This is a genomic window from Paraclostridium bifermentans (assembly GCF_964259345.1).
Classification (GTDB): Bacteria; Bacillota; Clostridia; order Peptostreptococcales; family Peptostreptococcaceae; genus Paraclostridium; species Paraclostridium bifermentans_B.
On the sequence record NZ_CAXVJR010000005.1, the window covers coordinates 130 to 17,197 of the forward strand.

At 27.3% G+C, this 17,068-nt stretch carries 17 protein-coding genes; 1 reads left to right on the top strand and 16 read right to left on the bottom strand.

All coding sequences use genetic code 11. From position 1 onward, the window contains the following. From ACEXNK_RS10435 to ACEXNK_RS10445, 3 genes are all read right to left on the bottom strand, one after another. A partial coding sequence (locus ACEXNK_RS10435; RefSeq protein WP_373601600.1) for an SH3 domain-containing protein occupies positions 1-930 on the bottom strand: 930 nt, incomplete at its 3' end. A gap of 125 nt (positions 931-1,055) precedes the next feature. Next, positions 1,056-1,802 (bottom strand): ABC transporter permease, encoded by a 747-nt coding sequence (locus tag ACEXNK_RS10440; protein WP_373600604.1) that lies wholly within the window; start codon positions 1,800-1,802, stop codon positions 1,056-1,058. Further along, on the bottom strand, positions 1,781-2,458 hold the full coding sequence (locus ACEXNK_RS10445; protein WP_373600605.1) for an ABC transporter ATP-binding protein: 678 nt from the start codon (positions 2,456-2,458) through the stop codon (positions 1,781-1,783). The genes ACEXNK_RS10440 and ACEXNK_RS10445 overlap by 22 nt, the downstream gene beginning before the upstream one ends. Positions 2,459-2,590: 132 nt before the next feature. Between ACEXNK_RS10445 and ACEXNK_RS10450 the strand changes: the two genes are divergently transcribed. Then, the gene (locus tag ACEXNK_RS10450) at positions 2,591-2,896 is read left to right on the top strand and encodes a PadR family transcriptional regulator (protein ID WP_373600606.1); all 306 of its coding nucleotides are present in this window, start codon (positions 2,591-2,593) and stop codon (positions 2,894-2,896) included. Positions 2,897-2,920: 24 nt separating this feature from the next. Here ACEXNK_RS10450 and ACEXNK_RS10455 read toward each other — a convergent pair whose 3' ends face one another. The 13 genes from ACEXNK_RS10455 to ACEXNK_RS10515 form a co-directional block, all read right to left on the bottom strand. Beyond that, positions 2,921-3,268: a cupin domain-containing protein gene (locus ACEXNK_RS10455; protein WP_373600607.1), complete on the bottom strand. Its 348-nt coding sequence runs from the start codon at positions 3,266-3,268 to the stop codon at positions 2,921-2,923. A gap of 84 nt (positions 3,269-3,352) precedes the next feature. Beyond that, positions 3,353-4,348, bottom strand: a complete 996-nt coding sequence (locus ACEXNK_RS10460; protein ID WP_373600608.1) for a peptidylprolyl isomerase — start codon at positions 4,346-4,348, stop codon at positions 3,353-3,355. Between the two features lie 292 nt (positions 4,349-4,640). After that, on the bottom strand, positions 4,641-5,231 hold the full coding sequence (locus ACEXNK_RS10465; RefSeq protein ID WP_373600609.1) for a GNAT family N-acetyltransferase: 591 nt from the start codon (positions 5,229-5,231) through the stop codon (positions 4,641-4,643). Between the two features lie 169 nt (positions 5,232-5,400). After that, entirely contained in the window at positions 5,401-7,101 is a 1,701-nt protein-coding gene (locus ACEXNK_RS10470; protein WP_373600610.1) for an ABC transporter ATP-binding protein, read from the bottom strand. Positions 7,102-7,229: 128 nt separating this feature from the next. After that, entirely contained in the window at positions 7,230-8,192 is a 963-nt protein-coding gene (locus tag ACEXNK_RS10475) for a siderophore ABC transporter substrate-binding protein (RefSeq protein ID WP_373600611.1), read from the bottom strand. A gap of 75 nt (positions 8,193-8,267) precedes the next feature. Next, positions 8,268-9,023 (bottom strand): iron ABC transporter ATP-binding protein, encoded by a 756-nt coding sequence (locus tag ACEXNK_RS10480; RefSeq protein WP_373600612.1) that lies wholly within the window; start codon positions 9,021-9,023, stop codon positions 8,268-8,270. Further along, positions 9,023-10,015, bottom strand: a complete 993-nt coding sequence (locus ACEXNK_RS10485) for an iron chelate uptake ABC transporter family permease subunit (RefSeq protein ID WP_373600613.1) — start codon at positions 10,013-10,015, stop codon at positions 9,023-9,025. Before ACEXNK_RS10485 ends, ACEXNK_RS10480 begins: the two co-directional genes overlap by 1 nt. Beyond that, a complete protein-coding gene (locus ACEXNK_RS10490) occupies positions 10,005-10,958 on the bottom strand; it encodes an ABC transporter permease (RefSeq protein WP_373600614.1) in 954 nt (317 codons plus the stop codon). The genes ACEXNK_RS10485 and ACEXNK_RS10490 overlap by 11 nt, the downstream gene beginning before the upstream one ends. A 185-nt stretch (positions 10,959-11,143) precedes the next feature. Next, on the bottom strand, positions 11,144-12,322 hold the full coding sequence (locus ACEXNK_RS10495) for a MalY/PatB family protein (RefSeq protein ID WP_373600615.1): 1,179 nt from the start codon (positions 12,320-12,322) through the stop codon (positions 11,144-11,146). A 2-nt stretch (positions 12,323-12,324) separates the two neighbouring features. Continuing rightward, positions 12,325-13,077, bottom strand: coding sequence for a MurR/RpiR family transcriptional regulator (locus ACEXNK_RS10500; RefSeq protein ID WP_373600616.1), 753 nt, complete (start codon positions 13,075-13,077; stop codon positions 12,325-12,327). A 2-nt stretch (positions 13,078-13,079) separates the two neighbouring features. Next, complete coding sequence (locus ACEXNK_RS10505; RefSeq protein ID WP_373600617.1) at positions 13,080-14,420, bottom strand: PTS sugar transporter subunit IIC; 1,341 nt, start codon at positions 14,418-14,420, stop codon at positions 13,080-13,082. Between the two features lie 165 nt (positions 14,421-14,585). After that, positions 14,586-15,323 (bottom strand): LytR/AlgR family response regulator transcription factor, encoded by a 738-nt coding sequence (locus tag ACEXNK_RS10510; protein WP_373600618.1) that lies wholly within the window; start codon positions 15,321-15,323, stop codon positions 14,586-14,588. 12 nt (positions 15,324-15,335) lie between these two features. Beyond that, positions 15,336-16,994, bottom strand: coding sequence for a LytS/YhcK type 5TM receptor domain-containing protein (locus ACEXNK_RS10515; protein ID WP_373600619.1), 1,659 nt, complete (start codon positions 16,992-16,994; stop codon positions 15,336-15,338). Positions 16,995-17,068 lie beyond the last annotated feature (74 nt).

The following is a 17,068-nucleotide window of genomic DNA, read 5'->3' on the forward strand; positions in this document are numbered from 1 at the left end:
CCATCCATTACTTTCTGATATTACTTCTACTTTTTCATTTTGCTTTAAACTACCTATTGTTCCGTGACTTGTTGATGGCCCACTTCTTACATTTAATGATGTTGCTGTTACTATTTTCGTTGTAGTATTTCCTGTATTTGGCTTATCGTCTGGATCTGGTGTTACTGATCCTCCGTTATCATTTTTTAAATATGAACTTGATACGTACGCTTGTTTTCCTTTGAAGTTTATCTTCGACCATCCATTACTTTCTGATATTACTTCTACTTTTTCATTTTGCTTTAAACTACCTATTGTTCCGTGACTTGTTGATGGTCCACTTCTTACATTTAATGATGTCGCTGTAACTATCTTTATTGTAGATGCTTTTGTATCATTAACTACATTAGGCACTACTTCAGGAGTTTTTTCTTGTTCATGTGATTCAGGTTGTGTCTGTGGTATTTCCTGTTGTTTATTTTCATTGTTTATATCATATAAAAATTCACTTGATACATATCCTATTCTTCCGTCATATTTAATTTTTGACCATCCGTTACTTTCTGATATTAGTTCTACCACTGTACCATTATTTATTTTAGTGATAATTCTATAACTAGTCGATGCTCCATTTCTCATGTTAAGTTTATCTGCTTTAACTATCTTTTTATTAGAATTATCTATATTATCTAAGTTTGTACTTATATATTCACTAGAAGCCCATCCTTCAGTTCCATTTTTAGAACTTATCTTATACCATCCACTCTCACTTTGAAGTATAGTAACTTTATCATTTTTTTTAGCTGTAAATACTATTGGGTGACCTGTCGATGGCCCGCTTCTTACATTTAATGATGTTGCCGTTACTATCCCCTCTTGGTTAGACGCAAATGCATTTGTAGCTGTCAATGGTATTAATGCTAAGGTTGCCATTGCTATTTTTCGCTTCAACACATATTCCCCCATTCTATTCATTTCATACACTTAAGTCTATTATACGACACTTTATGTTGATATTGAATACAAATGGTTAAAATTTTGTAATCTTTTCATATAATTCCATTTTTATACTTCTATTATATATTAATTTGCTTTCTTTCATTAAAAAAATGTTTATATGATATATACGTTGATATTATAGTTGAAACAGAAACCGATGATAGTATCATAAATGTTACCATTATTTGAAATTTTATAGCTAACATAGGAGATGCTCCTCCTAATATAAGTCCAGTCATCATACCTGGAAGAGATACTATTCCGAGAGTTTTCGCTGAGTCTATAGATGGTATTATAGAGGTTTTCACACACTCTCTTATTATATCTTTCGATGCCTGACCTATATCAGCTCCCAAAGATAGCTTTACCTCTACCTCACTTTTCCTGTTTTTAAAGCTACTATTAAGATTTTTATACGTTAAAGATATAGCTACCATACTATTACTTACAATCATCCCTGCAATAGGTATTATTTCATTAGGTGTGAAATTCACAGCTTTAGCAGCTACTAATACTATTAAGGTAGTACTACTCCCTATTAATATTGATATAAAAGATATACCTACTACATTTTTTATTCCTTCGCCTCTTTTTTTAGTATTTAACGCTGCATTAAAAATCATTATTAAAACAATTAGTACTGTAAATATATTACTTTTAAATCCAAATATTATTTCTAATATATATCCTATTAAAGTTAATTGGACTACGGCTCTTAACATACTTATCCCTATTTCTTTTCCTAGTCCCAACTGTTCTTTATGAGATATTATTATCGGTACAATTATTAAGCTTGATGCAATTAAAAGTGACATAGTTTGCATGATGCTAGATTCTCCTCTTTTATTATTTTTCCTTCATCTATATGTACCCTTTTGTTAAATATAGATTTACTTTGGTCCATATCATGTGTTATCCATAAAATAGTCATACCTTCTTCGTTAATTTTTTTTATCAGAGATTGTACTATTTTTGTATTTTCTTTATCTAGACCAGATGTAACTTCGTCTAAAAGTAATATATCTGGTTTAGACAATAAGTTCCTAATAAGAGCAATTCTTTGCTTTTCTCCTCCTGATAAAGCATCTACCTTTTTATTTAAATAGCTTTTATCTAACTTTAACAACTCTAATAATTTTAGAATTTCATCTTCATCTACACTTGTGTTTCTTATTTCAAAAGGAAATGCTAAATTTTCATATACACTTTCCCCAAATAAATATGGAATTTGAATACAATAGCTAATCTTCCTTCTTAATTCTATAGGATTAATTTCTTTATAATCTTTTCCATTGTAATAAATTGCGCCTCCTGTAGGTGATATTAAGTCTGAAAGCATTTTAAGAAATGTACTTTTCCCCGATCCTGATTGGCCTACTATAGATATACAATCTCCTTTTTCAACGGTTAAATTTATACCTTTTATAATTTCATCTTTATCCGATGAATATTTTACATTGATAATTTTTAAAATATTCAATGTGATACCTCCACTTTAATGTTTTTAAAATTTTTTAATAATGGTAAAATAGTTTTATAATATGTTTTTATTAAATATCATTTTTCGATATCGAATATCGATATTGATATTTTATATTATATGGAGGTAGTTATGCAAGAGCAAATATTAAGAAAGATATTCTTAGGATTCATACATATTCACATTCTACATCACGCAAAAAAAGAACCATTTTATGGTTCTTGGATGATAGAGGAACTAAAAGAACATGGATACAACGTAAGCCCAGGCACTATTTATCCTATATTAAAATCATTAGAGGCTTCTAATTTATTAGAAAAAGAAGATTTATTGGTAGATGGTAAAATAAGAAAATATTATAAAATAACCCCTGATGGAGAAGAAGTTCTTATAAAAGCTAAAGCTAAAGCCACGGAACTATTTGATGAATTAAATTAAAAAAGATGGTATTTACCATCTTTTTTAATCATTTATAACTATAGCCAAAAGTTCTAATTCTTCATTTCCAGTATTTTCCAAGTAATGAGATTCTCCATCAGCTGTATATACTACATCGCCTGATCCTATCGGTTGCATAAATCCATCATCTAAAACTCTACCTTCACCTTTTAATATATAATATACTTCAAAGTCATCAGTATGGTCATGTACTCCTATAGATGCTCCAGGTTCTAATACCAATCTAGATATTAGTTTAGCTTTTCCCTTTAATTCATTTCCTTCAATCAAATGATAGATAGTAGTTATACCTCTACCATCTCTTAATTTATTGACCTCGTTAACAGTTAATTCTTGCGGTCTTTTTATCATTTAAATCGCCCCCCTATATGCTTACTATAATTTTATCACATTTATAAAACATAGTCATTTAAGAAGAGTCAAATTTTTCTAAATTTATTTTTTTATTTCTACATTATACTCTTTAGTTAATTTTTCTATTAACGCATTTTGTTTTTCTAATACTAATTGTTGTTTTAAAGAATCCTTAACTTCATCAAAAGTTTTTTCTTGCTCATCAGTTTTCTTTATTATATGATATCCAAATTGTGTTTCTACAACTTCAGGATATATTTCACCTTTGTTTAAACTAAATGCAGCTTTTTCAAACTCAGGAACCATTTTTCCCTTTCCAAAGAAACCTAAATCTCCTCCTGATTGAGCACTTCCATCTTCTGAATATTTTTTAGCTAACTCTGCGAAGTCTTCTCCCTCTAAAGCTTTCTTTAATACATCTTCAGCTACTCTTTTATTTTCTTTTATTTTAGCATCATCTAACTTTTCTCCATTTTCATCTACATTTTTTATTAGTATATGAGATGCCTTTATTTCATCAAAGTCTTTTTTATTTTTATTATAATATTCTTCAACCTCTTTATCACTTACTTTAGATTCTTCATCTATATATTTTGCTGCTATAGCTTCTTTTTCTAAAGATTTTTCAACTCCATCTTTTGTTAAATCAAACTTCTTTAAATATGCTTCTTCATCCATCCCAAAACTTTGAGATATAGTTGCCATTAAAGATGTATATTGAGCATCTAACTCTTCCTTATCTACTTTAACTTTATTTTTAACACCTGCTTGATAAAGCATCTCAGTAGTCGTTATGTAATCTATCATATTTTGCTCATAATAATCTATCTCTTCATCGGTCATTTTTGTTTTGCCATTCATGTAGAATACAGGTTCCATTCTATTTTTCAATTCTTTTTCTGTTATTTTTACATCTCCAACAGTAGCTATAACTTTATTGTCACTATAATGTCTACTTGTTGCTGGTAAAGTTCTTCCTTTTTCTTTACCCATATAAAAACCTATACCTAACCCTATAACTAAAACTACTATAGCTATCAATATAGCTTTATTTAAACCTTTTTTTTCCTTGTTCATATTTTATTTATAATCCTCCTGTAATTAAAACTATTACTATATACTTTACATTATAAGTGTGAATTCTATATGAATGGTATTTTTTTTCGTATTATCTAATTCTATTTTTTATGACAATTATAATTTTTTTTAAAATTATATTTACTTTTTTTATTTTTTTAACTATAATAATATTCAGAATATTTTTTGTAATAAAGTAGATTTAATATAGATTCTTATGTTTTAATTAAAATGTCCTAAAAAAAGTATGAATTTAAATTCATACTTTTTTTTATTATAAAATCTATTTGTTTTAAGCCCAATTTAAATATCTATTTAATATATAATCTTTCCTTAATATCTCGTATCTAATACATTTTACATTTTTACTTTCACTAGACATTTTAATTCTTTTATTATAAGTTTTTACATATTTAAATCCTAAATTTTCTAAAGATTTTTTAGTACTTGGATTATCCTCATATGTTATTGCTATTATCTTTTCTAAATTCAAATACTTAAATCCATAGTTTAATGATATTTTCGTAATTTGTGAAGCTATATCATTTCCCCAATATATAGGATTTATGCATATACCTATTTCCCCTTGTTTGTCTTTCATTGATATATTATTTAATCCTGCATTGCCTATTAATTTATTATTAGTTTTATCTATTATTGCCCAATGACTTATATGTCCATTTTTATAATTTTCTATAAAATATTTTTTTATAAATCTTTTTGTCTCAGCTATAGACTTATGAACCTTTATAGGAAGATATCTAACCACTCTTTCTTGAGAGTAATATTCAAACATACTAGTTGCATCCTCTAAACATATAGGTCTTAGTATATATTTATTATTTTCTATGATTTTCATCTGAGGATATATAGAATCTTTCATAATCAAACTCCTCCTTTATTGTAATACTATTTAATATGCTTATCTTTAATTTATTGTTAATACATGCTAAAAATTCACTTATATTTGATTTATACCCAAAATACTTAAATTCCTTAAGCGTAAAAAAGCTATAAGGTTGATAAATACTATCTACCTTATAGCTTTTACTTTACTTTCTATGAAGTTTTGAATAAACACCATCTCTCTCAATAAGTTCTTTATGTGTTCCTCTTTCTTCTATTCCATTTGGAGTTAAAACTATTATTTCGTCTGCATTTTGTATAGTTGATAATCTATGAGCAACTACTAAGTTTGTTCTATCTTTACCTAACTCTTCTAGTGATTTTTGTATTTCATGCTCTGTAACATTATCTAATGCTGATGTTGCTTCATCTAGTATCATAATTGGAGGATTTTTCAAGAATATTCTCGCTATGGAGATTCTTTGTTTTTGACCTCCAGATAATTTGACTCCTCTTTCACCTACATAAGTATCATACCCTTGAGGTAGAGTCATTATAAAATCATGAATTCTTGCTTTTTTACACGCGCTAATAACTTCCTCATCACTTGCATTTGATTTACCTATAACTATATTTTCTTTTATAGTTCCTGTAAATAAAAATACATCTTGTGCAACTACTCCTATGTTTTTTCTTAGTGAATTTAAACTCACATCTTTTACACTAGTTCCATCTATTTTTATATCACCTTCAGTAAACTCAAAAAATCTAGGTATAAGATTACATAAAGTGGTTTTTCCTCCACCTGATGGTCCAACTAAAGCTACAGTTTTACCTGCTTCTATTGATAAGCTAAGATTTTTAAATACTTCATTATCATCTTCATAAGTAAATGAAACATTTTCTATGTCTATATTTCCTGCTACATCTGTTAATTCTATAGGATTATCGCTTTCTTTTTCAGTTTCTTCGTTTATTATCTCAGTAAATCTCTCAAATCCAGTCATTCCATTTTGATATTGCTCTGTAAAGTTAATTAATTTTCTAATTGGTTGTATAAACATCTTTACATATAAAAGGTATGCTGCAAAATCTCCAAGATTTATATAGTTCATATACGTAAAGTATCCTGCTACTATCAGAACTATCAATTCTAATAAGTCTATAAATAAAAACATTCCAGAAAAATACTGAGCCATTACTTTATATGCAGATTCTCTTGCATGTCTAAATATATTATTAGACTTATTAAACTTTTCTAATTCTTCTTTTTCTGTACAGAATGATTTAGTTACTCTCATACCTGCTATACTATTTTCTAATGTTGCATTTACATCTCCTGTTTTTACTCTAGTTTCTTTGAATGCTTTTGACATCCTCTTTCTTTGAGTTATTGCATATAAAAATATAAATGGTAATATAGAGAAAACTATTAATGTAAGCGGTACATTAATTCCCATTAATATAAAGAAAGATCCAAATAACATTACTATTGATATAAATAAATCCTCTGGTCCATGATGTGCAAGTTCTGATATTTCCATAAGGTCATTTATAATTCTAGACATTATAACTCCAGACTTATTATTATTAAAATATGTATTTGGAAGCTTTTGAAGATGAGTAAATACATAGCTTCTCATATCAGCTTGCATTCTAACCCCAACTACATGTCCCCAATACTGCATAAAATAGTTAAGTCCTGCTTTAATAATAAATATAACTAGAAGTGTTGCTGCAAAAACTAACAGCATTCTTAAATCTTTGTTAGGTACAACTTCATTCATTATATTTCTAGTTATCATAGGATAAACTAAATCACATAAAGCAACGGTAAATGCTGCTAATAAATCTAATATGAATAATTTTTTATATGGCTTGTAATATTTAATAAATTCTTTTAACATATAATACCTCCGTTTCTATATTATTATATACCCATTTAAAAGCATATGTAATAAAAAAAAGAATATTTATAAAATTTAAAAGTTGTATGACAACTGCATAGTAATCATACAACTTTTTTCAAATAATACTATTTACTTATGGCTTCATTTACTTCATCTAACATAGTGTTAGTAGATATAAATCCTCCATCACTTAAATACCATGAATGAGTATCTAAGTATACTATATTATCATTTTTAGCTACCTCAGTCTTATTTATTAACTCATTATTTAATATATCTTTAGCTGGCTTTTGATTTTTATCACTTGATATCACAGACTTATCTACCACAAACATATAATCCGATGGTTGACTTGCTATATATTCAAAAGATACATCTTGTCCGTGATTCGCTGCTTCTATATTATCATCTGTATTTTTAAATCCTAGAGTGTTGTATATATGCCCAAATCTTGAATCTGCTCCAAATACACTTAAGTTTCCATCACTTACCATTAAAGTTGTTGCTGTGTATCCATTTTCCTTAACTTCTTTGTTTATGCCTTCTATTTTATCATTTATTTTAGCTATCTCTGCATCTACTTGATCTTCTTTATCAAATATATCACCTATTACTTCCATATTATGAGTGAAAGATTCCATATACTTTCCATCTTCTTTTGACAGTGATATAGTTGGAGCTATTTCTTTTAACTTATCGTAAAAACTATGTTGTCTTCCGTTTATTATTATTAAGTCTGGGTCAAGTTCATTTATTTTTTCTAAGTCAGGTTCTTTAAGTCCTCCTACGTTAGCATATTCTTCTCCTGTATATTTTTCTAAATATTTAGGTATAGAAGAACTCTTAGCCGTTCCAACAACACTATCTACTCCTAAAGTTTCCATCGCATCTAAAGCTGCAAAGTCAAATACAACTACTTTTTCTGGATTAACTTCAACATCTGTTGTTCCTAATGAATGTTTTACTGATACTTTTTGACTTACCTGTTGATCAGCTGAGCTAGTTTTTTTACTTACTCCAAATATTAATGTACCTCCTACTAGCCCCGCTATAACTAATCCCGATACTAATGCTACTTTTTTATTCATATTACTTAACTCTCCTTTTTAATAATTACTTTTATAAAATATTGATTATCTTTCTCATTAACTTCCTAAATTTTTTTAGAAATATACACAAATTTTATCTCCATTTATTTCTCTAATATCAAACTCCATCTCGTATATTTCTTCCAATACATCTTTTTGTATTATTTCTTCTGTTTTTCCATATCTAGCAATTTCTCCATTTTTAAGTGCAACAATATAATCGGAATAACAAGATGTATAATTTATATCATGCATAACTAACACTACTGTTTTTCCTAAATCATCACATAAATTTCTTAGTACCTTCATCATTTCTACAGAGTGTTTCATGTCTAAATTATTAAGTGGTTCATCTAGAAATACATATTCCGTGTTTTGTGCAATAACCATAGCGATATACGCTCTTTGTCTTTGCCCTCCACTTAATTCATCTAGATACTTATTTTCTATATCTTTTAGTTTCATATATTGTATAGCTTCTTCTATGTACTTATTATCTTCTTCTGTTAATCGACCTTCACTATGGGGATATCTACCAAAGCCCACTAGTTCTCTTATTGTAAGTTTTAAGTTTATATTATTAGATTGTTTCAGTATAGCCATCTTTTTAGATAGTTCTTTACTCCCCCAATCTTCTAATCTTTTTCCTTCTATTAATATTTCTCCTCCATCTTTTTTCATAATCCTAGTTATCATAGATAGTACAGTACTTTTACCAGCACCGTTTGGCCCTATGAAAGATGTAATTTTACCTTTTTTTATATTAACTGTTACATCTTTTACAACAGTTTTATCAGAATATTTTTTTATAAGATTAGCTGCTTGTATCATTATGCTTTACTCTCCTTTAATAGTAAGTGTATAAAGTATATTCCTCCAATGAAGTTTATAATAACACTTATTGTTGTAGTAAAAGTGAAAACTCTTTCAACCAAGAACTGTCCACTTACTAATGTTAATATACTAATTAAAATAGATGCAGTTATTAAATATGAATGTTTGTATGTTTTAAATAGCTGTTTAGAAACATTTGTTACTAACAACCCTAAAAATGTTATTGGTCCAACTAAAGCTGTTGATATAGATACTAATACAGCTACTACAACTATCATCTTCTTAACTACTTTGTCATAATCTACTCCTAAATTTATAGCATGATCTTTTCCTAATGATATAACATCTAACATCTTTAATTCGTCATATACAAATGGTATTATTCCTATTATTATTATCACTGATATAACCAATATATCTGTGTTAACATTTCCAAAACTAGCATATAAGCTATTTTGAAGAGCGGCATATTCATTAGGGTCTATTACAACTTGCATAAAAGTGGATAAACTTTTAAATAGAGTTCCAAATATCATACCTACTAGTAATAAGAAAAATATGTTATTGTTAGATTTTTCAAATAAGTTCTTATAAAGAATAAATGATGCTATTATCATAACTACTACAGATAGTATAAAGTTGTGACTTTTACTTGATATAAATACACTATCTACTCCAACGAAAAATACTATTATAGTTTGTACTAATATATACAGCGAATCTAGACCTAACACACTAGGAGTTAATATATTGTTATTTGTAATAGTTTGAAATATCATAGACGAAAATGCTATACAAGTTCCAGTTATTATTATAGCTATAAGCTTAGGTATCCTCTGGCTCATGGCATAGTCTAAATGCTCCATATTTACACCTACAGTTAAAAATAAAGCTGAAAATATAACTATTAATAATCCAATAATATATATTTTTTTATTTATATCTAAACTTAAATTTCTTTTTTTATTTATATTTGTACTAATTTGCATATGATTTCCTCCTTAATATCATACAAAGGAAAATTATACTTCCTACGACTCCTACTGTAAGTCCTATAGGGATTTCATATGGGTATATTATAACTCTAGATAACATGTCGCATATTAATACAAATATAGCTCCAAACAATCCTGTATGCCATATGCTATCTCTTAGGTTGTCTCCTTTATACATAGATACTATATTAGGAACTATAAGTCCTATAAATGGTATACTACCTGCCGTTATCACTACACAGACTGTAACTAATGCTACTATTGTTAATCCAATGTTTATAACTTTATTGTAGTCAAGTCCTAAATTAGTTGCAAAATCTTCTCCCATTCCAGCTATAGTAAACTTATTTGCATATATGTAAGCTATAATTATAAGTGGTATTGTTATATATAGCATCTCATAATTTCCTTTTATTATCATAGAAAAGTTGCCTTGCATCCAAGCAGTTATATCTTGCATAAGATTATACTTATATCCAATAAATGTAGTAATTGAACCTATTATATTTCCAAACATTATACCAACTAATGGTACAAATACTGCATTTTTGAATTTTAAACTTTTTAGTACTTTCATAAATATAAATGTTCCACCTAAAGCAAATATAAATGATATTATCATTTTCCCAGACATCCCAGCATTAGGCATTAAGAGCATAGAAAATACTAAACCTAACTGGGCTGAGTCTATAGTGGCTCCAGTTGTTGGAGATACAAATTTATTTCTGCTAATCTGTTGCATTATAAGTCCACATATGCTCATTCCCATACCTGCTACCAATATACTTACTAGCCTTGGAACTCTACTTATAAAAAATATATCCATTTTCTCTTTATTGTAATTTATTACATCTACCATCGCTATATCATGAACCCCTATAAATAAAGAAGCGGCTGATAGAAATATTAACAATATTATTAAATATCTTTTCTTCATTGTTATCTCTCCTACTTATTGAAAACAATTTTCATAAATTAATCATTTTCATGTTGTACTTTCATTTTACTGATAACAGTTATCATTGTCAATATTATTTTTTAAATTTTACAAAATTTTGTATTTTTGGGTAAATTGAATAATTAAAATAAGCACTTACATTTTAGTAAGTGCTTATAATCATCTTATACTTCATTAAACGCTCTATAAAAATTTACTAGTTCCTTCATTGATTTTAATAATATATTTTTACTAGTAGCTACATTCAATCTTATGTATCCATCTTCACCATCAACAAATCTAGTCCCACTTTCAACTAATACGCCTGTCTTTTGAGCTAATTTTTCTACAAAATCTAATGTATTAGTTACTTTATCTAACTTTATCCATAATAAATACCCCGCTTCTGGTTCCATTACATTTATACCATCTAAATCTAGTAGTTCTTTTACTAGTTTAATATTTGATTTTATATTTAAAGTTAACTCTTCTACCCAATCTTGACCATAGTTATAGCAAATAGTTGAAAATTCATAACCAACTCTGTTAATACCTAATTTATTTTTTTTAAATTCACTTTCTATATTTTCATATATAGAGTTGTCACTGGTAATTATATATGAAGAACTTATACCTGCTAAATTAAATGTTTTATTTGGTGATGAACTAATTATTATATTTTTATAAGTATTAAAAAATTGAGCCATTGATGTAAATTTACCCTTATCTAAAACTAAATCGCTATGAACTTCATCCGATATTAAAGTTACATCATACTTTTTGCATATTTTTACTAATTCATTTAATTCTTCAAAGCTCCATACTCTACCAGAAGGATTATGTGGATTACACATTAATATACATTTTATTTCGTTCTTTGCAATGTTTTTTTCTAAAAGGTCAAAATCTATATAATATCTATTTTTCTTTTTATAAAGTTTTTGAGTTGTTAAATTAAATTTATTATTAATAACAATATCTTTAAAAGGTCCATATACAGGTGTAAATATAAGTACATTTGAATTTTTCTTTATTGTCGCTTTTAATGCTATATTCATCGATGCTAAAGTACCTATTCCAGGTATTATCCATTTTTTATCTATGTGTATATTATTTACCCTTTTATACCATCTAGAGATAGAATTATTAAACTTTTCTAAAACATCAAAGTAACCAAAATCTCCAGTTTGTATGTATTCAGTAAATTTACTTGTTATTTCCTCAGGTAGTTTATAATCCATATCAGCTATAAATAATGGATAATAAATGCTCTTATGCTTTGGGAATCTTTTATCTATATAGTCTATGTTCCACTTTTTAGAGCCATTTTCATTTCTATATAATATGTCTTCAAAGTTATACATGTCTATACCTTCTTTTTATATTTTTCTATGAACCTTTTTATAAGCATATCCATTGCTATGTGAAAATTTAATCTAGTGTCAATATCTGCATCAGAATCTTGTGTACACCCAGTATAAATTATATACTTACTCATTCTTTCAAAAGTGGATCCTCTAGTTTCAGTAATTAAAACTACATCTACCTCTCTAAGATTAGCTTCTACTAATACTTCTAAAAGCTCTGGCGTTTCTCCGCTTCTAGATAATACTATAACTAAATCTTCTTCTTTTTTTAATATTCTACTAGATAGCCTCATAAATCTCGAATCATCATGTTGTTCAGCAGGTATGCCTAATAATTGTAACTTTATTTGAAATATTTTCCCCAAATAATTACTCATACCCATTCCATAGATATTTATTTTCTTACAGCTATTCATCTTATCTATAATTTCTTCATCTATAGACTCAGAAACTAGACTATAAGTGTCTATCATTAAATTTATAAATTCATTATTTTCTTCTATATTTACATCTACATTTTTTTCATTCTTTTTAAAATAATCATCCTTAAATTGTATAAAGCTATCATAGCCTAATTTTTCTGATAATCTATGAACACTTGTATTACTTACTAAAAACTCATTCGCTATATTAGATATAGTAAATTTCTTATATGTGAACTTACTTTTATTTTCTAAAAGCCCATGTAGAAGATCTTTTTCTAATTTAGTTAGGTTTTTAGCACTAAGAGAAATTCTTCTATTTAAATTCATAACTAAAATGCCCACTCATCATCTTCATCTTCTATAGATGAGTTATCATTTTCTATTTCTAATTCTTCTTTTCTATATTGATTATCTAAAGCTTTAACAAATGGTAAATATACTAATGTAGATGCTGTTATTGCTATAATTTGTACTACTGCACCTTGCCATCCACTTACTAAAAGTCCACTTATTATAGGTGGTGTTGTCCATGGTGCTATTACTCCATTAAACGGAAGCATAAACTGTAATTTCATAGCCATATATGCTATTAATACTGAAACTATTGGAGCTAGTGTTACTGGAACTAACATTAATGGATTTAATATTATAGGTGTTCCAAATATTAACGGCTCATTGATGTTAAATAATGAAGGCACTGCACCTAATTTAGACATCATCTTTAATCTTTGAGATCTAGCCACTATAAGCATAGCTACTACTAAACCTATCGTCATTCCCGCTCCACCAATAGTTGCAAATTGATCTATCATTTGTATAGTTCCTACATTTGCATTTTCAAATGTAAGATGTCCTGCTTTAAATAATTCTAAATTTTCTATTGCATTTGCATTTAATAATGGATTCACTATAGAATTAACTACAGTTGGATGTATTCCAAACCACCAAAGTAATCCATTTAATCCTGCTACTACAGTTATTGCTTGTACAGATGATGTAAGTCCTTGTAAAGGAACTTGTAGTACTGTATATATAAAATCATGCATAGTTGTTCCAAGGAATAAGAATATTCCATTTAATATAAGAGCTACAACTACAACTATCGTTCCTGGTACTAATGCTGTAAATGATTTGCTTACCATATCTGGAACATTACTAGGTAGTTTTATAACTATTTTTTTATCTATTGCAAATCTATATATTTCAGTAGATAATATACTCATTATAATTGCCGTTATTACTCCTCTTGCTCCTAGCCACACCATAGGTATTACTTTATTTACAAACTCTCCACCTTCTGTTGTCATAGATTTAGGAGTTACTATCATGTATGCAACTAGAGATATTATCATTACTGATAAACTATCTAACTTATAATCTTCTGCCAACTTATAAGATAATGTCCCTGCTAGCATTATTCCCATTAAATCAAATGTTGCTCTATAACCTGGTTCTAAATACGCTCCCCAGTTATCCCCAAATATACTAGCCATAAAATCAGCATATCCATTTAGTGGAAAATCGGCTATAAGTAAAAATATAGAACCTATTATAGTAAGAGGCATTATAGCAAAAAATCCAGAACGAAGTGCTTTTATATAACGTAAGTTTGAGAACTTCGCTACTTTAGGCACCATTTTTTCTTCAATAAACTGTGTTACTTTATCCATTTTATTTCCTCCCCGTTGTATTTTTGTTAACGTTTTCTGTAAGTCTATTTTAATGGCAATTTTTCTAATTGTACATCCCTTTTTGCGGAAAATTTTCCATTTCATATAATAAAAATGAGAATGAATAAAAATATAAATAATATACATTATCCATTCTCATAATTATTATATATGCATAAGATTTCTAAACTCTTTTATTTTGCTTCTACTAACAGGTATTTCTCTATCAATATCTTTTAACTTAAGTATATATGTACTGTTAAACCAAGGTATTATTTCTTTTATTTTATTAATATTAACAATGTATGATCTATGCGTCTTAAAAAATTGATTACTAGCTATAGTTTTATAAAATTCAGATATAGAACTTTTAACTATATACTCTTCATTTTTTGTATATACTAATGTCTCTCTTTCATGTGCTTCACAGTAGTATATATCATTTGTTTTTAAAACTACCATTTTATCATTTTTCCACAAAGTTACTGCATCATGCATATCATTTTTATCTTCTAAAATTTCTTTCTTTGAGTTATTTTTTGTTAATTCATTATCTTTTAATTTATTTAAAGTATTTATTATCCTTTCATCTGAGTATGGTTTTAATACATAATCAAAAACATCTAATTCAAAAGCTTCAACTGCATGTTCTTTATATGCAGTAATAAATACAATCTTAGGTTTTGATTTAAATTTATTTATAGTTTTAGCAAGTAACATTCCATCTAGCATAGGAATATTTATATCTAAAAATATTACATCTATACTGTTTTCCTGTATAAATTTCAATACATCTAATCCATTATCAAATTCATTTATTATTTCTATGTCACTATAATTTTTTATAAAATACTTTAATTCTTCTCTTGCCGGAAATTCATCTTCTACTATAATACATCTCATAAGTTAATCCTCCTATATTGTAAATTCAATCTTAGTCCCTGGATTTAGTTGCTTTATCTCTAGCCCTTTTCCATACATTAACTTTATTCTTAAATATACATTATAAAGACCTATTTTATTCTCTGGCATATCTCCTGATTTAACTTTATTTATAATACTATTATCTATTGTTACCCCATCATTTTCTACACTTATATTAGTCTTATATCCTGATTTTTTAACATTTATTTTAACTGTTCCACTCCCTCCATTAGCCCTAATTCCATGAATGATTGCATTTTCAACTAATGGTTGTATTATTAAACTTGGTATCTTTACATTTATATCCTCATCTATATCATATACTACATTTAACTTATCTCCAAATCTGGCTTTTTCAATTTCAACATAAGCTTTAACTTGTTCTAGCTCTTTTTTTATATCTATAGTTGTATCACTAAACTCTAAATTGTATCTCAAAAACGTAGCTAGATTTATTATTAGATTCCTAGCACTATCAGGATTTATTCTTATAAATGATGTTATAGTATTTAATGCATTAAATAAAAAATGAGGATTTATTTGAGTTTGTAAAGCTTTTATTTCTGCTTTATTAGCAGCTTCTTTTATTTTTTCAACCTTTGAAACTTCCATTAATGTAGATATCATTTGAGATAACCCTATTGCTAGTGCTTGTTGAGAATCAGTTATTTCCCTTTGCCTTGAATAATATATTTTAAGAGTTCCTACAATTTCATTTTTTTCTTTTAATGGAATCAACATAGCTGTCTTAAGAGGTGTTTTTTGATCTTTAAAATATTCCTCATTATTTTCCTTTACATATATAATTTCTCCTCTATATATACATTCTTTAGTTATATCGCTTAAGCCTTGTGTTTTCTCTTTAAAATAATCTTCTCCAATACCTACATATGCCATTATACTATTCTTATTTGTTATAGAAACAGCATCTGCACTTATGTCTTCTTTTATTATTTTACATACTTTAGTAAGAGATTCTTCATTCATATTTCTAAAATAAGGCAAAGTTTTATTTGCTATGTCTAGCGCTAACTTTGCTTGTTGTGCTGCAATTTCTTCTTTTTCTTTTTTTAAACTTTGAAGTATTGATATTAAAAAACCTGTTCCTACTTGCCCTATAATCATAGGAATATATATATATCTAACAATTAAAGCAGCCTGTTCATGTGGCTTTGATAATACTAATATAAGCTCCACACCAACAGTTTCTATAAATATTCCACATAATATCCCTACTATCCATTTTTTATCATTTGGAACTTTATTACATAAGTATCCCGATAAAATTCCGGCAGTTATACTAATAATCAAGCATGGTAAAGATGTTATTCCATTTATATCTATTAAAAATCTATGTAGCCCTGCTACTACACCTGAAACTATTCCTACTATTGGTCCAAATAATAACCCTCCAGATACTATTGCAATATTTCTTACATTAGCTATGGATCCATTTACATCTATTCCTATATATGTACCTATAATTGCAAGTCCACTAAATACTCCCGATATTATAATTAAATTTATTTTACTATTTTGTTCACTTTGAAATATTCTTTTAAAAAAATTTATTTTACTTATTAGTATAAGTATTACAATCAAAAGACTTGTTTTCTCCATTAAGCTTAATATTATACTTCCACCTGTCATTAAATCACCTCCATAATTATAGTTTATACATGCTAATTATACTATTAATTATGAATAATATACACATTCAAATA

Coding starts and splice junctions, on each gene's coding strand:
- ACEXNK_RS10440 (WP_373600604.1), bottom strand. CDS start 1,802: ATGCAAACTATGTCACTTTTAATTGCATCAAGCTTAATAATTGTACCG.
- ACEXNK_RS10450 (WP_373600606.1), top strand. CDS start 2,591: ATGCAAGAGCAAATATTAAGAAAGATATTCTTAGGATTCATACATATT.
- ACEXNK_RS10455 (WP_373600607.1), bottom strand. CDS start 3,268: ATGATAAAAAGACCGCAAGAATTAACTGTTAACGAGGTCAATAAATTA.
- ACEXNK_RS10460 (WP_373600608.1), bottom strand. CDS start 4,348: ATGAACAAGGAAAAAAAAGGTTTAAATAAAGCTATATTGATAGCTATA.
- ACEXNK_RS10465 (WP_373600609.1), bottom strand. CDS start 5,231: ATGAAAGATTCTATATATCCTCAGATGAAAATCATAGAAAATAATAAA.
- ACEXNK_RS10470 (WP_373600610.1), bottom strand. CDS start 7,101: ATGTTAAAAGAATTTATTAAATATTACAAGCCATATAAAAAATTATTC.
- ACEXNK_RS10475 (WP_373600611.1), bottom strand. CDS start 8,192: ATGAATAAAAAAGTAGCATTAGTATCGGGATTAGTTATAGCGGGGCTA.
- ACEXNK_RS10480 (WP_373600612.1), bottom strand. CDS start 9,023: ATGATACAAGCAGCTAATCTTATAAAAAAATATTCTGATAAAACTGTT.
- ACEXNK_RS10485 (WP_373600613.1), bottom strand. CDS start 10,015: ATGCAAATTAGTACAAATATAAATAAAAAAAGAAATTTAAGTTTAGAT.
- ACEXNK_RS10490 (WP_373600614.1), bottom strand. CDS start 10,958: ATGAAGAAAAGATATTTAATAATATTGTTAATATTTCTATCAGCCGCT.
- ACEXNK_RS10495 (WP_373600615.1), bottom strand. CDS start 12,322: ATGTATAACTTTGAAGACATATTATATAGAAATGAAAATGGCTCTAAA.
- ACEXNK_RS10500 (WP_373600616.1), bottom strand. CDS start 13,077: ATGAATTTAAATAGAAGAATTTCTCTTAGTGCTAAAAACCTAACTAAA.
- ACEXNK_RS10505 (WP_373600617.1), bottom strand. CDS start 14,420: ATGGATAAAGTAACACAGTTTATTGAAGAAAAAATGGTGCCTAAAGTA.
- ACEXNK_RS10510 (WP_373600618.1), bottom strand. CDS start 15,323: ATGAGATGTATTATAGTAGAAGATGAATTTCCGGCAAGAGAAGAATTA.
- ACEXNK_RS10515 (WP_373600619.1), bottom strand. CDS start 16,994: ATGACAGGTGGAAGTATAATATTAAGCTTAATGGAGAAAACAAGTCTT.